This is a genomic window from Fulverythrobacter ferritrahens, from assembly GCF_020539485.1.
GTDB lineage: Bacteria > Pseudomonadota > Alphaproteobacteria > Sphingomonadales > Sphingomonadaceae > Andeanibacterium > Andeanibacterium ferritrahens.
This window is the reverse complement of record NZ_JACDXU010000001.1, coordinates 620110-644280: the sequence shown is the minus strand read 5'-3', so window position 1 is coordinate 644280 and position 24171 is coordinate 620110. Positions and strand designations below refer to the sequence as shown.

The 24171-nt window shown below is 62.5% G+C and carries 20 protein-coding genes; 13 read left to right on the top strand and 7 right to left on the bottom strand.

The genetic code is table 11. The annotated features are described in order from the left end of the window. Positions 1-2: 2 nt before the first annotated feature. On the bottom strand, positions 3-2798 hold the full coding sequence (locus H0274_RS03135) for a DUF3857 domain-containing protein (protein ID WP_226792889.1): 2796 nt from the start codon (positions 2796-2798) through the stop codon (positions 3-5). A gap of 200 nt (positions 2799-2998) precedes the next feature. On the opposite strand from H0274_RS03135, the gene purB reads away from it, so the two are divergent. The 3 genes from purB (at position 2999) to pyrF (ending at position 5433) form a co-directional block, all read left to right on the top strand. Next, positions 2999-4309, top strand: a complete 1311-nt coding sequence (purB, locus tag H0274_RS03130) for an adenylosuccinate lyase (protein ID WP_226792888.1) — start codon at positions 2999-3001, stop codon at positions 4307-4309. 71 nt (positions 4310-4380) lie between these two features. Further along, complete coding sequence (locus tag H0274_RS03125; protein WP_226792887.1) at positions 4381-4713, top strand: LapA family protein; 333 nt, start codon at positions 4381-4383, stop codon at positions 4711-4713. A gap of 45 nt (positions 4714-4758) precedes the next feature. Continuing rightward, a complete protein-coding gene (gene pyrF / locus H0274_RS03120; RefSeq protein WP_226792886.1) occupies positions 4759-5433 on the top strand; it encodes an orotidine-5'-phosphate decarboxylase in 675 nt (224 codons plus the stop codon). 102 nt (positions 5434-5535) lie between these two features. Here pyrF and H0274_RS03115 read toward each other — a convergent pair whose 3' ends face one another. Further along, positions 5536-5955: a DUF4019 domain-containing protein gene (locus H0274_RS03115; protein WP_226792885.1), complete on the bottom strand. Its 420-nt coding sequence runs from the start codon at positions 5953-5955 to the stop codon at positions 5536-5538. 57 nt (positions 5956-6012) lie between these two features. Here H0274_RS03115 and H0274_RS03110 point away from each other — a divergent pair, with 57 nt between their 5' ends. Then, positions 6013-6654 carry a phosphoribosylanthranilate isomerase gene (locus tag H0274_RS03110; protein ID WP_226792884.1) on the top strand — a complete coding sequence of 214 codons (642 nt, stop codon included), beginning with the start codon at positions 6013-6015 and terminating at the stop codon, positions 6652-6654. Positions 6655-6745: 91 nt separating this feature from the next. On the opposite strand, the gene H0274_RS03105 is transcribed toward H0274_RS03110, so the two are convergent. Then, positions 6746-7201, bottom strand: a complete 456-nt coding sequence (locus tag H0274_RS03105; protein WP_226792883.1) for an outer membrane protein — start codon at positions 7199-7201, stop codon at positions 6746-6748. 369 nt (positions 7202-7570) lie between these two features. On the opposite strand from H0274_RS03105, the gene trpB reads away from it, so the two are divergent. The 4 genes from trpB to H0274_RS03085 are packed head-to-tail and all read left to right on the top strand — an operon-like array spanning position 7571 to position 11772. Beyond that, complete coding sequence (gene trpB / locus H0274_RS03100; protein WP_226792882.1) at positions 7571-8785, top strand: tryptophan synthase subunit beta; 1215 nt, start codon at positions 7571-7573, stop codon at positions 8783-8785. Next, positions 8782-9573 carry a tryptophan synthase subunit alpha gene (gene trpA, locus H0274_RS03095; protein ID WP_226792881.1) on the top strand — a complete coding sequence of 264 codons (792 nt, stop codon included), beginning with the start codon at positions 8782-8784 and terminating at the stop codon, positions 9571-9573. The genes trpB and trpA overlap by 4 nt, the downstream gene beginning before the upstream one ends. Further along, a complete protein-coding gene (gene accD, locus H0274_RS03090; RefSeq protein ID WP_226792880.1) occupies positions 9570-10418 on the top strand; it encodes an acetyl-CoA carboxylase, carboxyltransferase subunit beta in 849 nt (282 codons plus the stop codon). The genes trpA and accD overlap by 4 nt, the downstream gene beginning before the upstream one ends. 31 nt (positions 10419-10449) lie before the next feature. Then, positions 10450-11772, top strand: a complete 1323-nt coding sequence (locus H0274_RS03085; RefSeq protein WP_226792879.1) for a bifunctional folylpolyglutamate synthase/dihydrofolate synthase — start codon at positions 10450-10452, stop codon at positions 11770-11772. A gap of 35 nt (positions 11773-11807) precedes the next feature. Here the strand turns inward: H0274_RS03085 and H0274_RS03080 are convergent, their stop codons facing one another. Beyond that, entirely contained in the window at positions 11808-13442 is a 1635-nt protein-coding gene (locus H0274_RS03080; protein ID WP_226792878.1) for an AmpG family muropeptide MFS transporter, read from the bottom strand. A 931-nt stretch (positions 13443-14373) separates the two neighbouring features. On the opposite strand from H0274_RS03080, the gene H0274_RS03075 reads away from it, so the two are divergent. Together H0274_RS03075 and rsmD are read left to right on the top strand one after the other, a co-directional pair. Continuing rightward, the gene (locus H0274_RS03075) at positions 14374-15255 is read left to right on the top strand and encodes a pseudouridine synthase (protein WP_226792877.1); all 882 of its coding nucleotides are present in this window, start codon (positions 14374-14376) and stop codon (positions 15253-15255) included. Next, positions 15252-15800 (top strand): 16S rRNA (guanine(966)-N(2))-methyltransferase RsmD, encoded by a 549-nt coding sequence (gene rsmD / locus H0274_RS03070; RefSeq protein WP_226792876.1) that lies wholly within the window; start codon positions 15252-15254, stop codon positions 15798-15800. Before H0274_RS03075 ends, rsmD begins: the two co-directional genes overlap by 4 nt. 7 nt (positions 15801-15807) lie before the next feature. Here rsmD and H0274_RS03065 read toward each other — a convergent pair whose 3' ends face one another. Then, positions 15808-17100 carry an MFS transporter gene (locus H0274_RS03065; protein ID WP_226792875.1) on the bottom strand — a complete coding sequence of 431 codons (1293 nt, stop codon included), beginning with the start codon at positions 17098-17100 and terminating at the stop codon, positions 15808-15810. 93 nt (positions 17101-17193) lie between these two features. Between H0274_RS03065 and H0274_RS03060 the strand changes: the two genes are divergently transcribed. After that, positions 17194-19518, top strand: coding sequence for an ATP-dependent helicase (locus H0274_RS03060; protein ID WP_226792874.1), 2325 nt, complete (start codon positions 17194-17196; stop codon positions 19516-19518). Positions 19519-19524: 6 nt separating this feature from the next. Here H0274_RS03060 and H0274_RS03055 read toward each other — a convergent pair whose 3' ends face one another. Together H0274_RS03055 and H0274_RS03050 are read right to left on the bottom strand one after the other, a co-directional pair. Then, the gene (locus H0274_RS03055) at positions 19525-20922 is read right to left on the bottom strand and encodes a DEAD/DEAH box helicase (RefSeq protein WP_226792873.1); all 1398 of its coding nucleotides are present in this window, start codon (positions 20920-20922) and stop codon (positions 19525-19527) included. A 147-nt stretch (positions 20923-21069) separates the two neighbouring features. Continuing rightward, a complete protein-coding gene (locus H0274_RS03050; RefSeq protein ID WP_226792872.1) occupies positions 21070-21675 on the bottom strand; it encodes a hypothetical protein in 606 nt (201 codons plus the stop codon). 158 nt (positions 21676-21833) lie between these two features. On the opposite strand from H0274_RS03050, the gene H0274_RS03045 reads away from it, so the two are divergent. Together H0274_RS03045 and H0274_RS03040 are read left to right on the top strand one after the other, a co-directional pair. Further along, the gene (locus tag H0274_RS03045) at positions 21834-23276 is read left to right on the top strand and encodes an FAD-binding oxidoreductase (RefSeq protein WP_226792871.1); all 1443 of its coding nucleotides are present in this window, start codon (positions 21834-21836) and stop codon (positions 23274-23276) included. Positions 23277-23342: 66 nt separating this feature from the next. After that, positions 23343-24122, top strand: coding sequence for a SapC family protein (locus tag H0274_RS03040; protein WP_226792870.1), 780 nt, complete (start codon positions 23343-23345; stop codon positions 24120-24122). The last annotated feature ends 49 nt before the right edge of the window (positions 24123-24171 follow it).

Below are 24171 nucleotides of genomic sequence, written 5' to 3'. Positions count from 1 at the left end.
TATCAGTCCTTGGGCGCCAGAATGCCATAGCGCGCGTAGGTCTTGCTGAGCGTCGGGTCCATGCGCAGGGCCAAGTCGACATCCTTTGCCCCGCCCTTGTCCCCCATCTTCTCGCGAACGATGCCGCGCATGAACAGCGAATTGGCAAGACCTGGCGCGGTACTGAGCGCTGCATTGAGATCGGCCAGCGCATCTTCCAGACGGCCAAGGCGGAAATAAGCCATGGCCCGGCTGTCCAGCACATGCGGAGACCAGCCCCCGCTTTCCACCGCACGGGTGCAATGGGTCAGCATGGCATCCTGCCCCACTTGCCAGACGCTCATGTGCCAGCACAGATTATTGAGTACCTGCGGGTCACCAGGCCGTTCCACAAGGAGCTTTTCCAGTAGCTTCAGCCCTTCGCCCGCCTTGCCCGATATGCCGAGAATCTGTGCCTTCACCACCACGGCGGCAAAGTGGTCCTCAAAATCGTCCTCATAAGTATCGACCAGTTCCAGCGCTTCGCCGACATCGCCGATCTCGGCCATGGTCTGCGCCTCGGCCAGCGCGTTCTCCGGCGTGGGTTCCAGTTCGAAAGCCTTTCGCACGGCATCGAGCGCTTCATCCTGCCGCCCCAGCCGATCCAGAAGCCTCGCCCGGATGAACAGGGCGCTCACGCTGGGCTCTATGGCGATGGCGGCATCCACATCCTCCAGCGCCCCTTCCCAGTCGAGATTCCCCCTGCGGAATGTGGCGCGGTCCAGATAAGGCTGCGCCTTCTCCGGATCGCGGTCGATCAGCGCGGCATAGGCATCCTCGATCGGGGCCAGCCTCTTGCGATCCTTGTCCCCGGAAAGCTCCCACTGGCGCCGGGCTGTTTCGGGCGCTCGAAGGCTGAGCCGGCCCGCAGCAAAACGAGCGGCCTTGGCCTTTTCGGCGGAAACCTCCGCAGGGGCGACTTCCACCAGGTTGGAATAGAGTTCTTCCTCGACAGTGAAGGTGTCCTTGTCGAGCACGGCCTCCCGCTTGATCCGTGTACCGGCGATCTGCGTATCCACGATCTCGCGGCCGCGCACTGCGTAGCCTTCCCCGCCTTCGGGAAGAATCACCTTTACCCGGGTGCGAAAACCGAACGGGCCGGACATCTGTACTGGAATGTCACGCCATGCCTTGCGTGCCCGATCCGGGACAAAGGTGAAATCGCTCGACGGCATGGCAGGCAGATATTCGCGCGCCAGCCCCCGCTCGAAGTTCCACATCGGACGGGTAATGCCCGAGGCTGTAATCACCGCGCGGGCAGTGTCTTCATTGTAACTCACGGAGAAGTCCAGCAGGCTGCCGTCCCCCACCAGCTTGTCCATGAAATTGTCCACGAAGGTGCCCCGATAAGTTTCGTCGGGCTGGGAAACCCAGGAACGGACCATCGCCCCCAGCGCGCCGGTCAGTTCCACCCGCGCCGAATAGAGCGAGGGCAGGTCGATGCCAGCCGACTGATCCAGCATCAGTTCAATCGTCCGGTCCGGGCTGGTCAGCGGGCGCTGCACCAGCGGCACCAGATCCGATCCCTGCGGACTGATCGGCAGGGCATAACGGAAGGCGGGCACTTCCCCGATATTGGACAGGCGCGTTCCCGATGCGGTCCCGTCCAGCCAGTAATCTTCGCCGCCGATAGTCGCGCGCACAATCATGTGATCGAAGTCGGCAGGCATCGGAAGCAATTCAGGCACGGAATCGCCCGAGGAACTGTGAACCACCACCGCATCCGCCGTAATTCCCATACGGCGCAGCATTGCGAGCAGCAGCAGGGACTTGGCCTTGCAATCGCCATAGCGCAGCTGCCAGGTTTCCTCCGGCTTTTGCGGCAGGTAATTTCCGCCATCGAGCCCATTGGCGAGATAGCTCACATCATCCTGCACGATCCGCAGCGCGGCAGCCACGCGCTGAAGCGGATCCTGGAACTTCTTCATGATCGCATCGATCCGCCCGGCGATTTCGCCCTCGGGATCTATCGTGCCATCCGTTGTGAAATGGGGGGCAAGCGTCTTCGATACTTCCTGCCAGCTGCCGAAGCTGCCCACCTGAAGCAAAGGCGGCCTTATATAACGCGGCGGCGCGTCGGGGGGCATATCCTCCCGCTCAGCCAACGGCAGCTTGACCTCCAGAACCTTGAAGCCGCCCTGCACCACCGGCTGGACATCGTCCGTTCCCGGTCCCACGCGCCATTGGATCGCGGCGTTCTCGGGCCAGGAAACTCTGATCCGGCCCCGGCCGATCTGGAACGGAGCGACAGGCAGGTTGCCGATCGACTGCACCTCGCGCCCAAGCGCCTGATCGGCCTGCACAGTGGTGTAGGCAATGCGCACTACATCCCCCACCCGCAGTCCCGGCACAGCTAGCGTAGCGGTCAGCACTCCATTGAGCGAACGCTGTTCAAGCTGCTGTTCGCGCCGCAGCACCGTGAACTTAGCGCCCTGCGCAAGGACATCCACGCTCTTTCCGCCGCGCAGGATTTCCACCCGGTTAATGATGAGGTCGCCCTTGTCCGGAATCCATGAGGCCGACAGCGTTCCCGCGCCGGCCAGCGAATCGGGGCTATCGATGCGGAAGACAATGTCCTGGTAATCCCACACTCTGGAGCCATCGATGCGCTTCTGCCCATCGGCCAGCAGAATGGCGGGGCCGGACGCCATCTCTTCCGGGGAAAGCACGATCGGCTCCACCCAGTCAGGCGCGGGCTGATAAAGCGGTTCATCCCCCGCAAGCACAGGGGCCGCACTGCTCAGCAGGACTGCGACCAGGCCAAACCGGTGTGCTCGCATCTTGGACTTTTCCCCGTTTAGCCCTCGTCAGGGCGATAACGCGTTGATTCTGGCAGACCTCCGGGCCCTGCGCAATCGCAAGCTGCCCCGGGCGCGATCCAGCCCCTTCCTGCTGGCAAGGCCGCAACCCTTGCCAAAATGGGATGCTGGGCCTAGCCGCCCCGACGAACAGAGATTCAACAGTCAATCCGGAGTTACCAATGGTCCCCCGCTATGCCCGCCCCGCAATGGTCGCGATCTGGGAACCCGAAGCGAAGTTCCGCATCTGGTTCGAAATCGAAGCTCATGCGACCGAGAAGCTGGGCGAACTTGGCGTCGTGCCCAAGAGCGCGGCCAAAGCCTTGTGGGACTGGTGGGCGACCAATCCGGTGATTGACGTTGCCGCGATCGACGCGATCGAAGCCGTCACCAAGCATGACGTGATCGCCTTCCTCACCTGGGTGGCCGAGCAGGTGGGTGACGAAGCCCGCTTCATGCATCAGGGCATGACCAGTTCCGACGTGCTGGACACCACGCTGGCCGTGCAGCTTGCCCGCGCCTCCGACATCCTGCTGGCCGACCTCGACGATCTGCTTGCCGCGCTCAAGCGCCGCGCGGAAGAACATAAATATACGCCCACCATCGGCCGCAGCCATGGCATCCATGCCGAGCCGACTACTTTCGGCCTTAAGCTGGCGCAGGCCTATGCCGAATTCGACCGCTGCCGCGCCCGTCTGGTCGCCGCGCGGGAAGAAATCACCACCTGCGCCATTTCGGGCGCGGTGGGCACTTTCGCCAATATCGACCCTTCCGTTGAAGAACATGTGGCCGAAAAGCTGGGCCTGAAGCCGGAAACGGTGTCCACTCAGGTCATCCCGCGGGACCGGCACGCCATGTTCTTCTCGGTATTGGCGGTGATCGCCAGTTCGATGGAACGCCTTGCGGTGGAAATCCGCCACCTGCAGCGCACCGAAGTGCTGGAGGCCGAAGAATATTTCTCGCCCGGCCAGAAGGGCTCCAGCGCCATGCCGCACAAGCGCAACCCGGTGCTGACCGAAAACCTCACCGGCCAGGCGCGCATGATCCGTTCCTATGCCATGCCGGCGATGGAAAACGTGGCCCTGTGGCACGAGCGGGACATTTCCCACTCCTCCGTGGAACGCTATATCGGCCCGGACGCTACCATCGCGCTCGATTTCTCGCTCGCCCGCCTCACCGGCGTGGTCGACAAGCTGCTGATCTATCCCGAACGGATGCAGAAGAATCTCGACCGGATGGGCGGCCTCGTCCATTCGCAGCGCGTCCTGCTCGCCCTCACCCAGGCTGGCATCAGCCGCGAGGATGCCTATGCCCTCGTCCAGCGCAACGCGATGAAGGTCTGGGAATCGGATGGCGCGCTGTCGCTTCTCGAATTGCTAAAGGCCGATCCGCAGGTCGCCGCCGCCCTCACGCCGGAACAGCTGGAGGAGAAATTCGACCTCGGCTATCACTTCGCGCAGGTAGACCGCATCTTCCAGCGCGTATTCGGCTGAGGTTGCGCCTTCCCTTCGGAAGCGATCCCGCCTAGCTTCGCGGCAAGCCCGAGGGATAGAAGGAAGCGGACATGAACATCATCCGCACGATCATCTGGGTCGTGGTTGGGATTGCCTTGCTGATCTTCACGCTGAACAACTGGTCGCCAGTTGAAGTGAAGATCTGGGAAGACATCGTCCTCGAAACGAAGAAGCCGGTGCTGGTGATCATTTCGTTCCTGGCGGGTTTCCTGCCGGTGTGGTTGCTGCATCGCGGCACGCGCTGGCAGCTGCGCCGCCGGATCACTTCGCTGGAAACTGCCGTGAAGAACGCGGTAACCGCCAATGTTCCCAAGGGCGACGATCCGGTCGATCCCGCCCCGGAGAAGGCTGAGCCCCAGCCGGAGCAGAAGGCGCCGGAATAAGATAATCTCCGGGAACCCCGGAATGGAAACAGAATGAGAGGCCCCGTGAGCAACCCCGTCTATCTCGCACTCGACCTGCCCCAACTCGATGACGCCAAAGCACTGGCGGAGCGGGTTAGGGCCCATGTCGGCGGGTTGAAGCTGGGGCTGGAATTCTTCTGCGCCCACGGCCATCACGGCGTCCACGAACTGGCCCGTGTCGGCTTGCCGATCTTCCTCGATCTCAAGCTGCATGACATTCCCAACACCGTCGCCGGCGCCATGCAGGCTATTCACGTGCTGGAACCGGCCATCGTCACTATCCATGCCAGTGGCGGCCGCGCGATGATGGAAGATGCCAAGGCTGCGGCGGGCGAACATACCAAGGTTGTCGCGGTGACGATGCTCACCAGCCTCGATGAGAACGATATGATACGCACCGGCCTGTCCGGCACTCCGCACGATCAGGTGATGCGCCTGGCGGAACTGGCCGAAAAGGCAGGATTGGACGGCATCGTCTGTTCTGGCCAGGAAGTCGGCGCGGTTCGCGAGCAGTGGAAGGACGGCTTCTTCGTCGTCCCCGGCCTGCGCCTGCCCGACGGCCAGAAGGGCGACCAGAAGCGCATCGTCACTCCGCGTCAGGCGCGTGACGATGGCGCCAGCGTGCTGGTGGTCGGCCGCCCGATCAGCCGCGCGGAAGACCCGGTTGAAGCGGCACGGGCTATCGAAGCCACGCTTTAAGCTGTTGAAGGCCCATACTCCGCCCTCCTGATCACCGCCTTCTCTTACGAGTCAGAGTGCAGTCAGAGAGGGCACGGAGATTTTCCCCGGCGCCCCACATCCTCAATTATATATCAGCGCCGCCGAGTTGATGTTGTAACCCAGCAGCTTCAGACCGGAATCCTGCTTCACATAAGTGAATGTCTCGATCCCCTCGCCCTTCTCGAAAGCGGTCTTGGTGTTGATCACCACCGTGGAGACGCCGTTCATGGTGTTCGCCTGCCAGCCTGCCTGTTCGACCTTCTTGACTGCCCCCAATTTGGTGCGGACTGCGACGAGGAGCTTCTCAAACTCCTTTTCCTTGGTGATCTTGCGGAATTCGCCCGAGGTAGTGCGCCAGATCGCCGCGTAGTTCTGCTTGTCATAATAAGCGTGGAAGCGCTCGATTTCCTTGTCAGCCTGCTCCATGTTCTCTTTCATGCCGCAGGCCGAGACAAGCAGCGCCAGTGACAGGGCAAAGCCCACGCGCAATCTTGCAGCCATTCTTTCTTCCCCCAACCTATGCAATAGGCGCGGGGAGAGTTCCAAAACGGACAGAGAATGACAAGAGTCTCGATCAAGATATGTGGAATCACTACCCCGCAGACGCTGGAGGCGACCATCGCCGCGCGCGCGGATTATGTGGGCTTCAATTTCTATCCGCCCTCCCCGCGCTTCCTGTCGCTGGAGGGCGCAGCACAGCTGGGCGCCTTGGCTGGGGACAGCATCGCCAAGGTGGGGCTGTTCGTCGATGCTGACGATCATGCCATCGCGCAGGCCGCAGCAGCGGGGAAAATCGACATACTCCAGCTACACGGCGCGGAAACGCCCGAGCGTGTGGCCGAAGTGAAGACCCGTTTCGGCCTGCCTGTCTGGAAGGTTCTACCCGTTGCCGCCGGGCGTGATGTCGGCATGGCGACGGCCTATCGCGAAGTAGCGGATTTCATCCTGTTCGATGCCAAAACGCCCAAGGGCTCCCTGCCGGGCGGCATGGGCCTTGCCTTCGACTGGTCCCTGCTGGAACTCTATCGCGGACCCACGCCCTGGGGGCTGGCCGGAGGACTGACCCCCGCCAATGTCGGCGAGGCGATCCGCACCACTCATGCGCCGCTGGTCGATACGTCTTCCGGCGTGGAAAGCGCGCCGGGCGTGAAGGATGCGGATAAGATTGCTGAATTCTGCAAGGCTGTGCGCGCCGCCTGAGGGCGCAGCAGCTCACCATCCCCGCGGGACAAAAGAAAAGGGCGGCCCGTTTCCAGGCCGCCCTTCGCTTTACCCAATCGGCTGAGCCGGATCAGAACTTCACGCCAGCGCCGATGCCAACGGTGTTGGTGTCGGTGAAGTCGCTGAAGTTGTGACGGTAGAACACCTTGCCATAGAGGTTCTTGCCAAGCTTCTGCTCGATGCCGGCGCCAACATGGGGGGTGTCTTCGCCGTCGCTGACGGTGTAGCCGCCATCGACATAGACCTTGGTGGCTTCGGAGGCCTTCAGGCCAACGCGGCCGGTGAACCCGACGCCGATATCGGCACCGCCAGCCAGAGCCTTGTCGGCCGAAACTTCGACACCCGCGAATGCGGCGCTGCCGAGGTCGAAATCGTAGCCCGCGGCGATGCCTGCGGTAGCTTCTTCGTTACCGCCGCCCCAGATCACACCGCCGCGTGCTTCAACGCGCGCTTCGTTTGCGAAAGCGGGCGAAGCCACAGCGGCAGAAGCTGCAAGGGCAGCCAGGGTGAGAACAACACGACGCATAGGTAATCTCCTTTAATTCAGCCCCTCGCAAGGGACGAGGGGCTAGCTAGGCATCGGTTCCTGTCATTCAAGTGAACTGAGCATTCATCTTTCTCGATGGTAGTTCTATGTTGCATATCTACAACATATTCGTTCATCAGAGAGAAAGGTTCAAACTTTCCTGTGAAATATAATTCAGACCCCGTCGGAGAGGCCGGAAATTCCGCGGGGCAGCGTTTCCAGAAGATTCAAAATCCGCGAGGAGAAACCGCTGCAATTTCGCAACAGGCAGTGTGGCCACCCCACACCTGCCTGTTAGGGCAAGCAGCCGCACGCATGTGCCAAAGCTCTGGACTTGCGCATACCTCTCTGCCAATCGCCCGGGCGGATATGACAGACCTAGCCAACTCATTCCGCACCCAGCCTGACGAGCGTGGGCACTTCGGCCAGTTCGGCGGCCGCTATGTCGCCGAAACGCTGATGCCGCTCATCCTCGACCTGGAGAAGGAATATCGCGCGGCCAAGGCAGACCCTGCCTTCAAGGCCGAGTTCGACAGCCTGATGGCCCATTATGTCGGCCGTCCCAGCCCCCTCTATTTCGCAGAGCGGCTGACGGAGCACTTCGGCGGTGGCCAGATCTGGTTCAAGCGCGAGGAGCTGAACCACACGGGCGCGCACAAGATCAACAATTGCATCGGGCAGATCCTGCTCGCCATCCGCATGGGCAAGACGCGGATCATCGCGGAAACCGGCGCTGGCCAGCATGGTGTGGCCACGGCCACCGTCTGCGCGCGCTTCGGCCTGCCTTGCGTGATCTATATGGGCTCCACCGACGTGGCCCGCCAGCAGCCCAACGTCTTCCGCATGAAGCTGCTGGGCGCGGAGGTGATCCCCGTGGAATCCGGCGCCAAGACGCTGAAGGACGCGATGAACGAGGCGATGCGCGACTGGGTCGCCAATGTTCATGACACTTTCTACATCATCGGCACCGCAGCCGGCCCCCATCCCTATCCGGAGCTCGTGCGCGATTTCCAGAGCGTGATCGGCAAGGAAGCCCGCGCCCAGATGCTGGAACGCACGGGCAAATTGCCCGATCTGCTGCTGGCAGCCGTGGGCGGCGGATCGAATGCGATCGGCCTGTTCCACCCCTTCCTGGACGATCCCGAAGTGGCGATGATCGGGGTCGAGGCCGGCGGGCACGGCGTGGAGACCGACAAGCACGCCGCCAGCCTCACCGGTGGTTCGCCGGGGGTGCTGCACGGCAACAAGACCTATCTGCTGCAGGATGAGGACGGCCAGATCATCGAGGCCCACTCGATCAGCGCCGGGCTCGATTATCCGGGTATCGGGCCGGAACATAGCTGGCTCCACGATATCGGCCGGGTAAAATACCTGCCGATCAATGATGACGAGGCGCTGGAAGCCTTCCAGCTCTGCTGCCGCCTTGAAGGCATCATTCCGGCACTGGAAAGCGCCCATGCGCTGGCCGCCCTGCCCAAACTCGCCAAGGATTACGGCAAGGACCAGATGATCCTCGTCAACGTCTCGGGCCGTGGCGACAAGGACATCTTCACCGTGGCCGACGCGCTGGGGGCCAAGATATGAGCCGCTTCGAGAGTGCATTCGGCAAGGGCCATCCCGCCCTTGTCTGCTTCATCACCGCCGGAGATGGCGATACTGCCGCCAATCTCGATGCCCTTGTCGCAGGCGGGGCCGATGTGATCGAACTGGGTATGCCCTTCACCGATCCCATGGCCGATGGCCCGGCGATCCAGGCGGCGAATTTGCGCGCACTGGCCAAGGGCACGACCACAGCCGACATCCTCGCCCTCGCAGCCGGGTTCCGTGCGCGCCATCCGGAGGTGCCGCTGGTGCTGATGGGCTATGCCAATCCCATGATCCACCGCGGGGCCGACTGGTTCGCCGCCGAAGCCGCCAAGGCAGGCGTCGATGGCGTGATCTGCGTGGACATTCCGCCAGAGGAAGATGCCGAGCTTGGGCCGCAACTGCGCGGCGCTGGCCTCAACATGATCCGCCTTGCCACCCCCACCACCGACGCCGCACGGCTTCCCGCCGTGCTCGAAGGATCGGGCGGGTTCCTTTATTACGTCTCTGTGGCCGGGATCACCGGCAAGCAGCAGGCGGCGCTGGCTTCCATTGAGGAAGCGGTAACGAGGCTCAAGGCCTCCACAGATCTGCCCGTGGCGGTAGGCTTCGGCGTGCGCACGCCCGAACAGGCCGAGGCGATTGCCCGTGTGGCCGATGGCGTAGTGGTCGGCTCCGCCTTCATCGATATCGTCGCGGAGCATGGCGAAAACGCTGCCGCGCCGCTCAAGGAACTGACCGCCGCACTTGCCAAGGCGGTCCATAATGCACGAGAAACAGTCGCATGAGCTGGCTTTCCCGCGTTCGCAATGCGCTGCCCTTCGGCAACAAGCGCGAATCTCCCGACAATCTGTGGGTGAAGTGCCCCGGTTGCGGGGAAATGCTGTTCACCCAGGAATATGAGGCGAACCTCAGCGTCTGCCCGCGCTGCGGCCATCATGGCCGCATTGGTGCCGATCCCCGCCTGGCGCAGATTCTGGACGAAGGCTTCAAGCTGCTGCCCGCGCCCAAGGTGAAGGAAGACCCGCTGAAGTTCCGGGATTCCAAGCGCTATACGGATCGCCTCAAGGCCGCCCGTGCCAATTCCGCCCATCCTGACGCCTTCACTGCCGCTTCCGGGCATATCGAAGGACGTAAGGCCGTGGTGGGCGTACAGGATTTCGGCTTCATGGGCGGCTCCATGGGCATGGCAGTGGGTGCGGCCTTCTGCGCCGGTGCGGAGAAGGCTCTGGCTGAAAAATGCGCCTATATAGTAGTCACGGCCGCAGGCGGTGCGCGTATGCAGGAAGGCATACTCAGCCTGATGCAGATGCCCAAGGCCACCGTGATGACCCGCCGCCTGAAGGAAGCAGGCCTGCCCTATATCGTGGTACTGGCAGATCCGACCACGGGCGGCGTCACTGCCAGCTACGCCATGCTGGGCGACATCCACATTGCCGAACCCGGCGCGCTTATCGCCTTCGCAGGCCAGCGCGTGATCCAGGAGACGATCCGCGAAAAGCTGCCCGAAGGGTTCCAGCGCGCGGAATATCTCCACCAGCACGGCATGGTGGACATGGTGGTGGAGCGCAAGGATCTGCGCCAGACCTTGGCCACGCTGCTGGACTATCTCAGCCCGGCCAAGGCCGCCTGAGCCCCAAGAGCACAATCGCAGGACATAGCTGATGCGCGATTTCGCCACCTCGGACGATCCTGAGGTCCAGCGCGAGCTGGACCGGCTCGCCGCCCTGACCCTGCCGCAGGGCCGTTTCGGCCTGGAAACGATCCGCGAGATATTGAAGCGCCTCGGTGATCCGCAGAAGCACCTGCCGCCGACGTTCCATGTCGCGGGCACCAATGGCAAGGGCTCCACCTGCACCTATCTGCGCTATATGCTGGAGGCGCAGGGGCTGACGGTCCACACCGCCACCAAGCCCCATCTGGTGCGCTATAATGAACGTATTCGGCTGGCCGGCAGGCTGATCAGCGATCAACTCCTCGGCGCTTTGCTGAAGGAAGTGCTGGACGCCAGCGAGGATCTGGGGCCGAGCTTCTTCGAAGTGACGACCGCTGCCACTTTCCTCGCCTTTTCGCGCATCCCGGCCGATGCCTGCGTGATCGAAGTGGGCCTTGGCGGGCGGTTCGACGCCACCAATGTTCTGGAAAATCCGGTCGCCTGCGGCATTGCCTCGCTGGGGATCGACCATGAAGCCTTCCTGCTGCGCGAAGATCCGGGTGCGCCGGCACATCCACTGGCCCGCATTGCCTTCGAGAAAGCGCATATAGCTCGCGCGGGCGCGCCGCTCGTCACCATGTCCTATCCGCCCGAAGCAACCGCGCAGGTCATTCGCCTGGCCAAGGAAGCACGCACCAGCGTTGCCATGCGCGGGCAGGAATGGTCCGTCCATGTGGACGACAAGCTCCATTATCGCGACGCGGCAGGCGATCTCGAACTGCCGCTACCCTCTCTCTATGGCAAGCATCAGGGTGAAAATGCCGCGCTGGCCGTGGCCATGCTGCGCCATCAGAATGTGGTTTCGGTAACGCCCGAGGCCATGGCTCAGGGAATCGTCAGCGCCCGCTGGCCCGCGCGCCTGCAGGCCCTGCGCAAGGGCCCGATCACCGCGATGGTGCCGGGCGCGGAATTCATTCTCGATGGCGGGCACAACCCCGATGCCGCGCAGGCGATTGCCCGCGCGCTGGCGGGCCACAGCGGCCTTGCGCTAATCATGGGCATGATGTCCAACCGGCCCATCGCCGAATTCCTGGAGCCGATCGCCCCGATGATCGCCCAGATACGCACCGTGCCGATCACCGGCCACGATTGCCACAGTCCGGAAGACATCGCCACTGCCGCCATGGCCCTCGGCATCGCAGACGCCGCGCCCGCGCAGAACGTGCAGGAGGCTTTGGCCAGCTTCACCCCCGGCGCGCATACCGTGCTGATCGCCGGTTCGCTCTATCTGGCAGGCGTGGTGCTGGAAGCGAATGAGGAAGTGCCGGACTGAGGCCTGGCTGCGCTCAGTCCCTGTTCGAATGCACCTCAGGCCTTGGACCGGGACGACTGCCTGATGGCTTCGATGATGCACAGGACGATGGCGACAGTGCCGATGCCCGCGGTCAGATAGAAGACCGGCGCATAGCCCGATGTATCGATCTTCTCGCCAAGTGCTGCTCGTCCCAACGACCCTACCAGCACGGTAAGCGAGGAAAGCAGGGCATATTGTACAGCGGCGTGGCTCTTTGCCGTAATTGACGAAAGATAGGCCACAAAGGCGGCCCCGGCGATCCCACCAGAGAGGTTCTCGCCTGCGATGGCCAGAAGCAAACGCCCCAGGCGAGAATCTGCACCGAATTCGGCAGCTGCCCAATAGAAACCCGTAATCCTGCCGAAAGCGTCCAGCCCCGCGCCGCCTTGGGCGAGATCGGCATATAACAGGTTGGAAGCAGCAGCCAGAACGGCCCCGAGGATTACAGTCGGCATTCGTCCGACATAGGTGAACAACAAGGCCGACAATCCAATGCCCGCCATCGTCATCCCTACCCCGAAGAACTTGGAGGCAATCGCGACCTCATCATTCGTGTAGTGCAGCTCCTGTAGATAGAACGGCAGCGCGAATGGCCCCCAGATCGAGTCCGTGAGGCGATAGGTCAGAACGATCGCAAGAACGAGAATAGCTGCCCAGCGTAGCCGCCCCACCAATTCGGCCAGCGGATCGATCAGGGCAGAATATGCGTAATCGACAAAACTCCGCGGTGACCGGGCGCTTTCCCCATGCTCGAGATGCTTGCCCTGTTTTTGCCAGCCATCGAGAACGGCCGCCAGGATCGCGGGCACGACCACTGTGGCGATGACGATCAAAGGACCATAAAACTGTATAAAATCAGTGGGATTTGGCCGAAATTCGGGTTCAGCGCCCAAGGAACGGACCATGAAAACGAGCACAGTGGCAAGCGCCCATCCCCAAAGCAGCGCGACCAGAGCAAGTGCGGGGTAACGAACTCGCTTCGACAATCGCGGTCTATCCGCCCCGGCTTCTTCTTCGGAATCTTCAGCAACTGTGTCTGGAGCGAATAGGCTGATGACCAGCACCAGCAGCATGAATATGCCGAACCCGAAATAGACCGCCGGCCAGCCGGTTCTCGCTGCAACGATTAGTGCCAATGCACCGCCCGCGAGCGCGGCGAGGCGATAGCCCAATTGATACACCGAAGAGAGTACTTCCAGCGGAGCAGCCTCGTCGGCCACTTCCACGCGCCAGGCATCGATAACGATATCCTGTGTCGCGCTGGCGAATGCAGCCATTCCTGCAAGGATGGAGAACAACCCGATGGAAGTCTCTGGATTAATGGCAGAAAGTGCGATCAGGACAAGGCCCACAAGCGCCTGAATTGGCAGGAGCCAACTACGCCTGCGCCCCAGCCGCCACAAAATTGGCACCCGGCCCTTATCCACCAAGGGAGACCAGAGGAATTTGAAGGCGTAAGCCAGACCGATGAGCGAGAAAACACCCATCGTTTCAAGATCGACCCCAGTCTCCCCCAGCCAGGCGTACAATGTCCCGAGCAGAAGCGCATATGGCAGGCCCGAAGCCATGCCATAGATCAGCATGATGCCGGTTTTACGGTTCGAGAAGGCCGTAACTAGCAGGCCGACGCCCCGACGCTTTCCTGACATCCAAGATTCCTCACTTATCTGGCTGGCGAACCTAGCGTTACGCATCGGGAAAGAAAGTGCCACATCCACAGGATCGCGCTCTGGCCGGACCGAAATGAGGAAAACCGCGCCCGCGCGCGCCCTTGCAGATATCCCGAAGGGGAAAGTCCGTGGCCTTTCCTGCCGTATCTCCGAACCCATGCATCCGGCCTGCTCGGGATAGACAGCAGGCGTGCCGGTTTCGCCACGCTCCCGCCCATTGCCCTTTGGTGCAATCGTTAATTCAACGACACCAACTGTTAAGAAAAGTCCTGCATCCTCAGCAATATAAGATAATCAGGTCGTCATCGAATCGATACGACATCCGGCCCCGGGGGGAAGCTGGAAGGGCGGTTCGGCATAAGGGGCTTTTGCGTGTTAGGTGAGTTAGTCTGCTCGTTTACCGGTCATCGGATCCATCGCCATCGCGTGTGGCATGACAATATCGACTACAGGACCACATGCCGCCGATGTGGCACGCACCTGCTTCGCGATCAAATGGGTTGGCGCCCCTATGACCCTGAAGGCGACGAAAATCCGGGCCGTTTGCCCCATCCGCGAGAACGAGCGACAACCTGATACAGGCTTGGCGCCCCCTTCCTTCAACGCCTCATTCTGGAATTGCCGCCGCACGATCTCCGTCCGACTGGCTGATGTTGTATCTGTCCGCGCGGAAACAGCCCGCTGCGGGCGTTTTGCCATAGCCAGGATCGATCCACCCGCTCTTGTCCGCGCATTGCTAAACGTGTGGCATAGACATCGATTAGTTGATTTATATGGTTAACATTTCTGGCGCGATTGGCCTTTCAAATTGATTACGCCCGACCGCACAGTCCAGGCCCCACCCCGATCCCCCTAGAGCAATCAGCGTCATTGCTTTGACGCATCCCCGCTCTGGTTCTAAGGGCGGGCCATGTCCCCACGCCCCCCCAGATCTCCGGCCGGAAACTCCCGGGCCTCGAAACCCGGAGCGCGCGCACGAAGCGCCCCTCGAGCTTCCGCATCGACCGCAAGACCAGCTCCCACAGCAGGCCGCGCATCGGATAAGCCCGGCGACCGGATCGCCAAGCTTCTGGCACGTGCCGGCGTGGCCAGCCGCCGCGAGATCGAGCGGATGATCGCCGATGGCCGCATCGCCCTGAACGGCGAAGTACTCGAAACTCCGGCCACCATCCTCACTTCGCTGGCAGGTGTCACGGTGGACGGAAAGCCGGTCGCCGCGCCCGAAGCGCCGCGCCTGTTCCTGTTCCATAAGCCGCAGGGCCTGCTGACGGCGGAGCGCGATCCCAAGGGCCGTCCTACCATCTACAACGCCCTGCGCAATGCCCTGCCCCCCGGCACGCCCCGTCTGATGCCCATCGGGAGGCTGGACCTTAATACCGAAGGGCTGCTGTTGCTGACCAATGACGGCGAGCTGAAGCGCGCGATGGAACTGCCAGCCAACGGCATTCCGCGCACCTATCGCGCCCGCGCCTTTGGCGACATCTCTCAGGCCGAGCTGGAAACGCTGATCGAAGGCGTCACTATCGATGGCGTAAATTATGGCCGGATCGATGCCAATCTGGAACGGCGGACGGGCCGCAACCAGTGGATCGAAATGACGCTGACCGAAGGCAAGAACCGTGAAGTGCGTCGGGTGCTGGAGCATCTGGGCCTCAAGGTCAGCCGTCTGATGCGCCTCTCCTATGGCCCCTTTGCGCTGGGCGACCTGCCGCGCGGCCAGGCCAGCGAAGTGCGCCAGAAGGATCTGGAGCAGTTCCGCCGCCACATCGCCACGCGCGGAGGCTGGCGATGAGGATCATTGCCGGGCAATGGCGCGGAAGGCCGCTGCGGGCGCCCAAGGGTGAGACGACGCGACCCACTTCAGATCGCACCCGCGAGACCCTGTTCTCCATGCTCACAAGCCGACTGGGCAGCTTTGAAGGCCTCGTGGTGGCCGATCTCTTTGCCGGGTCCGGAGCGCTGGGGCTGGAAGCCCTTTCGCGCGGGGCGGAAAAGGCGATCTTCGTGGAGCAGGACGCTGCGGCGATCCGTGCCCTGCGTGAGAACATTGCCGCCATGCGCGCGCAGCAGCAATGCGATGTGCGGGCCATGTCCGTCCTCTCGCTGGGCGTTGCCCGGCAGCCGGTGGACCTGCTGCTACTCGATCCGCCTTACGAGACGGGCGCGGGCGCGGTGGCGCTCGACAAGCTCAAGCGCCTGGGCTGGATTGCACCCGGCGCATGGATCAGCGTGGAAACCTCGCATCGCGAAGTGCTGGATCTGAAGGGCTTCGAGCTGGATGCGACGCGCGATTGCGGCAAGGCGCGGCTGCACCTGCTGCGCCTGACCGGGGAATAACTCCCCCCTATTCGGCGATCACCGCCGCGATCCGTTCCTTGCCCTTGCGGCCGAAAGCCACGCCCAGCAGCGTGATGAGGCCCGAGATAACGAGGAAGATGCCTACGCGCACCGTGCCGCCGTCCCCGCCACTTCCGGCCAGCCATTGCGCGGCGACAGGGGCCACGGCCCCGCCGATGATCCCGCCGCCATTGAAGGCAATCGACACGCCCGTATAGCGCACATTCACCGGGAACAGGGTGGGTAGCCAGGCGCCTAGCGGGCCATAGGCGAAACCCATCACCAGCAGGGCGAAGGAGAGGAGCATGAAGACTTCGGTCAGAGTGCCCCAGGCCATCAGCGGGCCGAACATCGCCCCCAGCATCACCGTGCCCAGAGCGCCTGCCACCAGCACATTACGCGGGCTCGCCTGATCGGACCAGAGGGCGGATAGGGCAATGCCCACCGCAAGGAATGTATTGGCCGCCAGCTGCACCGCCAGCATGGTTTCGCGGTCAACACCGCGCTCCGTCGTCATATGGCCCAGCGCGAAGGCCGTGGAGAGATAGAAGATGGCGAAACACGCCACCACGCCCGCGCAGCCCGCGATCAGGGCGGGCCAGTGGTGAACCACTACGGCGCGAAGCGGCATCTTGTGCGGTGGCGTTTTTTCCAGCGCTTCCTTGAAAGCAGGAGTTTCGCCAATGCGTAGGCGAACCCACAGGCCAAGCGCCACCAGAACGGCGCTCAGCAGGAAGGGAATGCGCCAGCCCCAGGCATTGAATGCGTCTTCCGGCAGATAGATGCCCAGCAGCAGGAACAGCCCATTGGCGGCGAGGAAGCCCACGGGCGCGCCCAGTTGCGGCGCCGCGCCAAAGCGCGCTTCCCATCCCTTGGGCGCATTCTCCACTGCCAGCAATGCCGCCCCGCCCCATTCGCCGCCAAGGCCGAAGCCCTGGCCAAAACGCAGCACGCACAGCAGGGCGGGCGCGATCCAGCCGACCATCTGGTAGGTCGGCAGGAAGGCGATCAGCAGGGTGGAAATGCCCATCAGCATCAGCGAAACGACCAGCGTGCTCTTGCGCCCCAGCCGGTCCCCGAAATGGCCGAACACGATGGCCCCCACCGGGCGCGCGAAGAAGGCCAGGCCAAAGCTCATCAGGCTCAGCAGCAATTGCGCGCTCGCGCTTTCTGATGGAAAGAAAAGCGGGCCGAACACCAAAGCGGCGGCCGTGGCATAAACGTAGAAATCGTAGAACTCGACCGCAGTGCCCACCATTGCGGCGGTGAGAATGCGGGAATTGCGTTTGATCGGACCCATGCGGGCTGCTTGGCACAGGCTCGCCGCAGGTCAAGCCCTTGTGGACAAGCGCTTGCGTGCCTGCCTTATGTTCCCTAACTGTTCACCCATATCATGCAAAATGACTTGCCCCCTGCCCCCTTTGCGGGCCCTGCCCCGTCTGTAGATGACGCCGATCTGCCTCCTTATGCGCGCGGCTTGAATGCCCCGCAGCGCGAAGCGGTGCTGACCACCGAAGGTCCGGTGCTGATGCTGGCCGGTGCGGGCACGGGCAAGACGGCGGCACTGACCGCCCGCCTCGCCCATCTGGTCGCCACAAGGCGCGCCTGGCCGAGCGAGATTCTGTGCGTCACTTTTACCAACCGCGCCGCGCGGGAGATGCGTCACCGGGTTGGGCAATTGATCGGCGATGCGGTGGAAGGGATGCCATGGCTCGGCACGTTCCATTCCATCTGCGCCAAGATGCTGCGCCGCCATGCCGAACTGGCGGGCCTGCAATCCAATTACACGATCATCGATACGGACGATCAGCTGCGCCTGCTCAAGCAGATGATCGTGGAACAGAACCTCGATGAAAAGCGCTGGCCTGCCCGCCAGCTTGCCGGACTGATCGATCGCTGGAAGAACCGCGGGCTCAACCCGGAAGACCTCGATGCGGGAGAGAACGAGAGCTACGCCAATGGCAAGGGCCAGCAATTCTACCGCCTCTATCAAGACCGGCTGAAGGCGCTGAATGCCTGCGATTTCGGCGACCTGATGCTCCACATGCTGAACATCTTCCGCAAGCATCGCGAGGTGCTGGAGCAATATCAGCAGCGCTTCAAATATATCATGGTGGACGAATATCAGGACACCAACGCCGTCCAGTATCTGTGGCTGCGCCTGCTTGCCCAGGCCCGCAAGAATATCTGCGTGGTGGGGGATGACGATCAGTCCATCTATTCATGGCGCGGCGCAGAAGTTGCCAATATCCTACGGTTTGAAAAGGATTTTCCGGGCGCGAAGGTGATCCGGCTGGAGCAGAATTATCGTTCCACGCCGGACATTCTGGGCGCCGCTTCCGGCCTGATTTCCGCCAATAGCGAACGGCTCGGCAAGACCTTGTGGACCGAGCGCAATGGCGGGGATCGCGTGCGTGTGATCGGCGTGTGGGATGCACCCGAGGAAGCGCGCCGTGTGGGTGAGGAAATCGAGCGGCTGGAGCGCGAGGGCGCTCCGCTCGATCAGGTCGCCATCCTCGTGCGGGCGCAATACCAGACCCGCGAATTTGAAGACCGCTTCATACAAATTGGCCTTAACTACAAGATTATTGGTGGTTTTCGCTTCTACGAACGCGCCGAAATTCGCGATGCCCTCGCCTATCTGCGCGTAATCGCACAACCGCAGGACGATCTTGCCTTCGAGCGGATCTACAACCAGCCTAAGCGCGGCCTTGGCGCCAAGGCACTGGAGGCGATGCACCGCCATGCGCGGGCCACCGGACTGCCGCTGGCCGCCGCCGCGCTCCAGCTTGCCGGGACCGATGAACTGCCCAAGCGCGCCGCCGCCACGATCGCCGCGCTGATGGGCAGCTTTGTCCGCTGGCGCGAACTGGCGGAGCAGACCACCCCTGCAGAACTGCTGCGTACTCTGCTGGACGAGACGGGCTATAATGCCATGTTGCAGGCAGAGCGCAGCGCCGAAGCCTCAGGCAGGCTTGAGAACCTCTCCGAACTTGCCCGCGCGATGGAAGATTACCAGACGCTGGGCGAGTTCCTCGAACATGTCAGTCTGGTGATGGACAATGATGCCAGCGACGATGGCGAGAAGGTCACCATCATGACCATGCACGCCGCCAAGGGGCTGGAATTCGACAATGTGTTCCTGCCCGGCTGGGAAGAAGGCGTATTCCCCTCGCAGCGGGCGCTTGACGAAGGCGGTCTTGCCAGCCTGGAGGAAGAGCGCCGCCTTGCCTATGTCGCCATCACCCGCGCGCGCAGGCGGTGTACGATACTCCATGCCTCGAACCGGCGGATCTATGGCCAGTGGACCAGTTCGATCCCCAGCCGCTTCATAGCTGAATTGCCCGATACCCATATAGAGCAGGAGACTACCCTGTCAGGCGGGGCATCCATGTGGCGCGCCAACTGGTCCGAACGGGAAGACCCCTTCGCCCATGTCGCGCGGGATCGGCCCGGCCGCTCGCAAAATCGTGGCCCCGGCTGGCAGCGCGCCCTTTCCACCGGATATGACACCACGCCCAAACGCCTGGCCGAACCGGGGCGCAGCGCCGCCAGCTATGCTGCCAAGCCGCGCGGGGACATCGCCCTGGGCGCGCGAGTGTTCCACGAAAAATTCGGCTATGGCGAAGTGATCGGCCAGGAAGGCAACAAGCTGGAAATCGAGTTCGAAACCACCGGCCGCAAGCGGGTGATCGCCAGTTTCGTTACTCTCGCCTGAGCGGGCTCAGCCCGCTGAGACGTTCAGGAAGCCCGGAATCGGGCCGTTCCAGCCGCCATCGTCGGGCTCATTGTCCTCAAAGCGGGTGCGCCGGTCATCGCGACGCTCCGGGCGGGCCTTGCGGCTTTCCGCACGCTCGCTCCGCTCTCCCCGATCCGGCCGCTCTTCACGCGCAGGACGTTCTTCACGCGTGGCGCGCGGCTCGCGCTCCTCACGCTGCCGGCTGGAGCGCCTGGGCTTTTCGGAACGCGCAGGGCGTTCTTCCGCTTCCGATTCAGTGTTCGCTTCTGCCTCCAGCGTGAAAACGGGAATCTTCATCCCGGTCAGCTTCTCGACATTGGCGATTGCCTCGGCATCCTCGTCACTCACGAAAGTGAAGGCGCGGCCCTTGGCTCCTGCGCGGCCGGTGCGGCCGATGCGGTGGACATAATCGTCCGGATGCCAGGGCGTGTCGAAATTGAAGACGTGGCTCACGCCTTTCACGTCCAGCCCGCGGGCGGCAACGTCAGACGCGCAAAGGATATTGATGTGCCCATCCTTGAACAGCTGCAATTCGGCAAGGCGCTGGGACTGGTCCATGTCGCCATGGATTTCGCCCACCGCGAAACCGTGCTGTTTCAGGCTTTTGGCCAGTTCGCGCACCGTAGTCTTGCGGTTGGCGAAAATGATCGCGGTCCGCACATCATCCGTGCGCAGAAGATGCCGCAGCACCTCCCGCTTCTTGCGAGGAGTGACGAACACCTTGTGCTGGGCGATGTTGATATTGGCCGACGCCGGACGGGCAACCTCGATATATTTCGGGTTGGTCAGGAACTTGTCCGCCAGCTTCTTGATCGGCGGCGGCATGGTGGCCGAAAACAGCAGCGTCTGCCGGTTGGGCGGCAGCTTGGAGCAGATCGTCTCGATATCCGGGATGAAGCCCATGTCGAGCATGCGATCCGCTTCGTCGATCACCAGCAGATCGCAGCCGGTGAGCAGAATCTTGCCCCGCTCGAACAGGTCCATCAGGCGACCCGGAGTGGCGATCAGAACATCCACGCCTTCGTTGAGCGCCTTCACCTGATCGCCCATCTGAACGCCACCGATCAGCAGCGCCATCTTGAGATCGTGGTTCTTGCCGTATTTCTCGAAATTCTCGGCCACCTGAGCAGCCAGTTCGCGGGTCGGCTCGAGAATCAGGCTGCGCGGCATCAGGGCGCGACGGCGGCCATGAGCCAGAATGTCGATCATCGGCAGCACGAAGCTGGCGGTCTTGCCCGTGCCAGTCTGCGCGATCGCGATCAGATCTTTCATCATCTGGATCTGGGGGATCGCCTGGGCCTGGATCGGCGTGGGCGTGTCATAGCCAGCGGATTCAACCGCTTGCAGCAATTCGTCAGACAGGCCGAGATCGGCAAATTTCATAGGATAGACTGTGTCCGGATTCGGCACGGGCCGCGAAATGCGCCCAGCCCTGGCGAAAGCTGCGCACCAGCAAAGGCGCACTGCAAACGCCGCGCCCTATTCCGATACGGCAGTAAAAGTCAAGGAAATGGCAGCGCCACCCGCTTTTCAGTCACGAACCGCGACGAGTTGACGGAACTGCTTCAATACGCATTTGGCCCCGGCCCGCGAATGGATGGTGTCACGCTTCACGCATAACATCCCGTCTTCAGTGCGCTGGACATAGAAGCCTGAATAGAAATCCCGCGCACTACAGGCCTTTTCGAGCGCGACGCTGATTACCTTGCGATCCCGCATGAACAGCAGCAGGCGGTTGTCGGCCGAGGTGGAAACCCCGGCAATGCCCTGCGCCGAAACACAGCTGCCATATTTGCGCTCTTCCACATGGGCGGCTTTCCGGCCTTGAGGCAATTGGGCAAGCAAATCCTGCTGGTTGGCTACGGCCTTGGGCGAAATGCGGATGGTAACACTTTGTTCGATGCGAACTTGCCCATTATCGCCCGGGATCGCGCTGTCGCCCACTGAAAGCACCGGGAAAGGCGCGCCGAAGCCGGTGTTGAGCGGCGTGTTAATCGGCGTGCTCAGCAGATCGCCCCCGCCCAGTTCCCCCGCCACGAGCGCCGCCGGGCGCTCATCAGCCCTATGTGGCGCATCGGCGAGCCCAGCAGGAAACAGCAAGGCGAGCGGCGCGAGGTAGGCAGCAAAGCTGTTCATCCGCATCTCAAACCTGACGGGTGCCCCATGCTTCCCGTCACGCCTGTCTCCTTAAGGTCGCCGCTTGAACATCCGCTTAACCCCTTGCATTCAAGTTGCAAGCCGATGTCACGCGCAAATACTGGCGAGCCGGCAACCATCATGTCATAGGCTTGGCCATGAGCGAGACCTTCCTGACCGAAGCCGAGGCACTGCTCGGCCCGCGCGGCCTGACCCGCGATCCCGAACTGATGGAACCCTGGCTGACTGACTGGCGCGGCCGCTTCACCGGCGCGGCGCTGGCTCTGGCCTCCCCTGCCTCCACGGCGGATGTATCGGCGCTGGTGAAGCTCTGCGCGGCCCATGCAATCGCCATCGTGCCGCAGGGCGGGAACAGCGGCATGTGCGGCGGCGCAACCCCGGATGAGAGCGGCAAGGCGATTATCCTGTCGCTGCGGCGGATGCATGCGATCCGCTCGATCGATCCCGATGCCCGTCAGGCCCTGTGCGAGGCGGGCGTGATCCTGCAGACCTTCCACGAGGCTGTGGAAGCCACCGGCATGCGCTTTCCGCTCACCTTGGGCGGGAAGGGTTCAGCCACGATCGGCGGGCTGATTTCCACCAATGCCGGGGGCACGCAGGTGCTGCGCCACGGCTCAATGCGCGCGCAGGTGCTGGGGCTGGAAGCAGTATTGGCGGATGGCAGCATCTTCAGCGCCCTCACTCCGCTCAAGAAGGACAATCGCGGCTTCGATCTGAAGCAATTGCTGATCGGCTCCGAAGGAACGCTGGGAATCGTCACGGCAGCCACGCTTCAGCTATCGCCCGGCCTGGCCGACCGGCTGGTGCTGTGGGCAGGCGTTCCCTCCATCACGGGCGCACGCGCGCTGCTGCTCCATTGCCAAGCCATCGCAGGCGATGCGCTGGAAGGGTTCGAGGTCGTCGCGCAATCCACTCTGGAAGATGTGATCGATCATCTGCCCGGCTCCCGCTCCCCCCTTGCAGGCAAGCATGGCTGGCACGCCCTGATCGAGATCGTGGCGGAAAAGGGCAAACCCACGGATCTGCAACAGCTGGCCGAAACCATGCTGACCTCCGCCTTCGAGAAGGGGTTGCTGGAAGATGCAGTGATTTCCGCCAATGAAGCCCAGGCGGAAGCTTTCTGGCTGCTGCGCGATTCGATTGCTCCGGCGGAGCGGGCAAAGGGCCCCGCCGTGCAGCACGATATATCCGTTGCGGTTGAAAAAATGCCTGATTTCGTGGAGGCCGCCGTCCCCGTGATCGAAGCGGCATGGCCCGGCACGGAAGCGATTGCCTTCGGCCATCTGGGCGATGGCAATGTGCATTTCCACGTCATCGCTCCGCCGGGGGTCGATCCCCGTACCTGGCAGGAAGGCGATGGCAAGAAGATCAGCGCCCAGGTCTATGATCTGGTCACGCAATGGGGCGGATCGATCAGCGCGGAACATGGCATCGGCCAGTTGAAGCGCGACGAGCTGGAGCGGCTGGGCGACCCGGTTTCGCTGGCCATGATGCGCGCCGTAAAACACGCGCTGGACCCGGCCGGCATCCTCAATCCGGGGAAACTCGTGCCCCTTGCACCGGGCAGCGACACCCCTTAAAGCCGCCGCTCGAAGCGCACGGGAAATGCCGCTTTTTTGCAATTTTTTGACGTCGGAGAGATGCCAATGGCCACCGCGCCGAACCCTAGCCTGCCTCTGTTTTACCAGGACCTGATGCCGCTCAACCGGCGCGATCACGAAAAGTGGCGCTCGCACCGCAGCGAAACCGCCAACTGGCTTATCGACCAGCATGCCGTTCCGCTGACGGCCGAGGAATTCTCCCTCGCCCAGCGCTTCTTCCCGATCGTATTCTCCTCGGGTGAGCGTCCGGTTCCGCTGGCGCTGTTCGGCCTAAATGAAGGCGTCAACGTCTATGTGGATGCCGAGGGCGTGCTGACGACCGACATTTACATGCCCGCTTACGTGCGCCGCTATCCCTTCCTGCTCGCCAAGCTGGACGCAAATACCGACGTCATGTCGCTCTGCTTCGATCCCTCCAGCAAGCTGCTGGGCGATTTCGAGGATGGCGATGCGCTGTTCGAGGGCGAAGAGCCTGCCGAATTCACCAAGGGCGTGATGCAGTTTTGCGAACGGTTCGAAGAAGCCGGCGTGCGCACGCAGGCATTCGTCGATGAACTGCTCAAGCACGATCTGCTGATGGATGGCGAAGTGGCGATCACGCGCGAAGGCAGCGATCAGCCCTTCATCTATCGCGGTTTCAAGATGATCAATCAGGAAAAGCTGCGCGAACTGCGCGGTGATCTGCTGCGCGCCTGGAACCAGAACGGTATCCTTGCGCTGATCTACGCGCACATCATGTCGCTTGATCTGCTGCGAGTGATTTTCGGTCTGCAGACCGCCCAGGGCAAGGGCCCGGGGGCTGCCACGGCTCAAACAGTCAACTAAATCAGACGAAATTCTGAAGATGGACCCCCGCAGGCTTGCAATTGGCCTG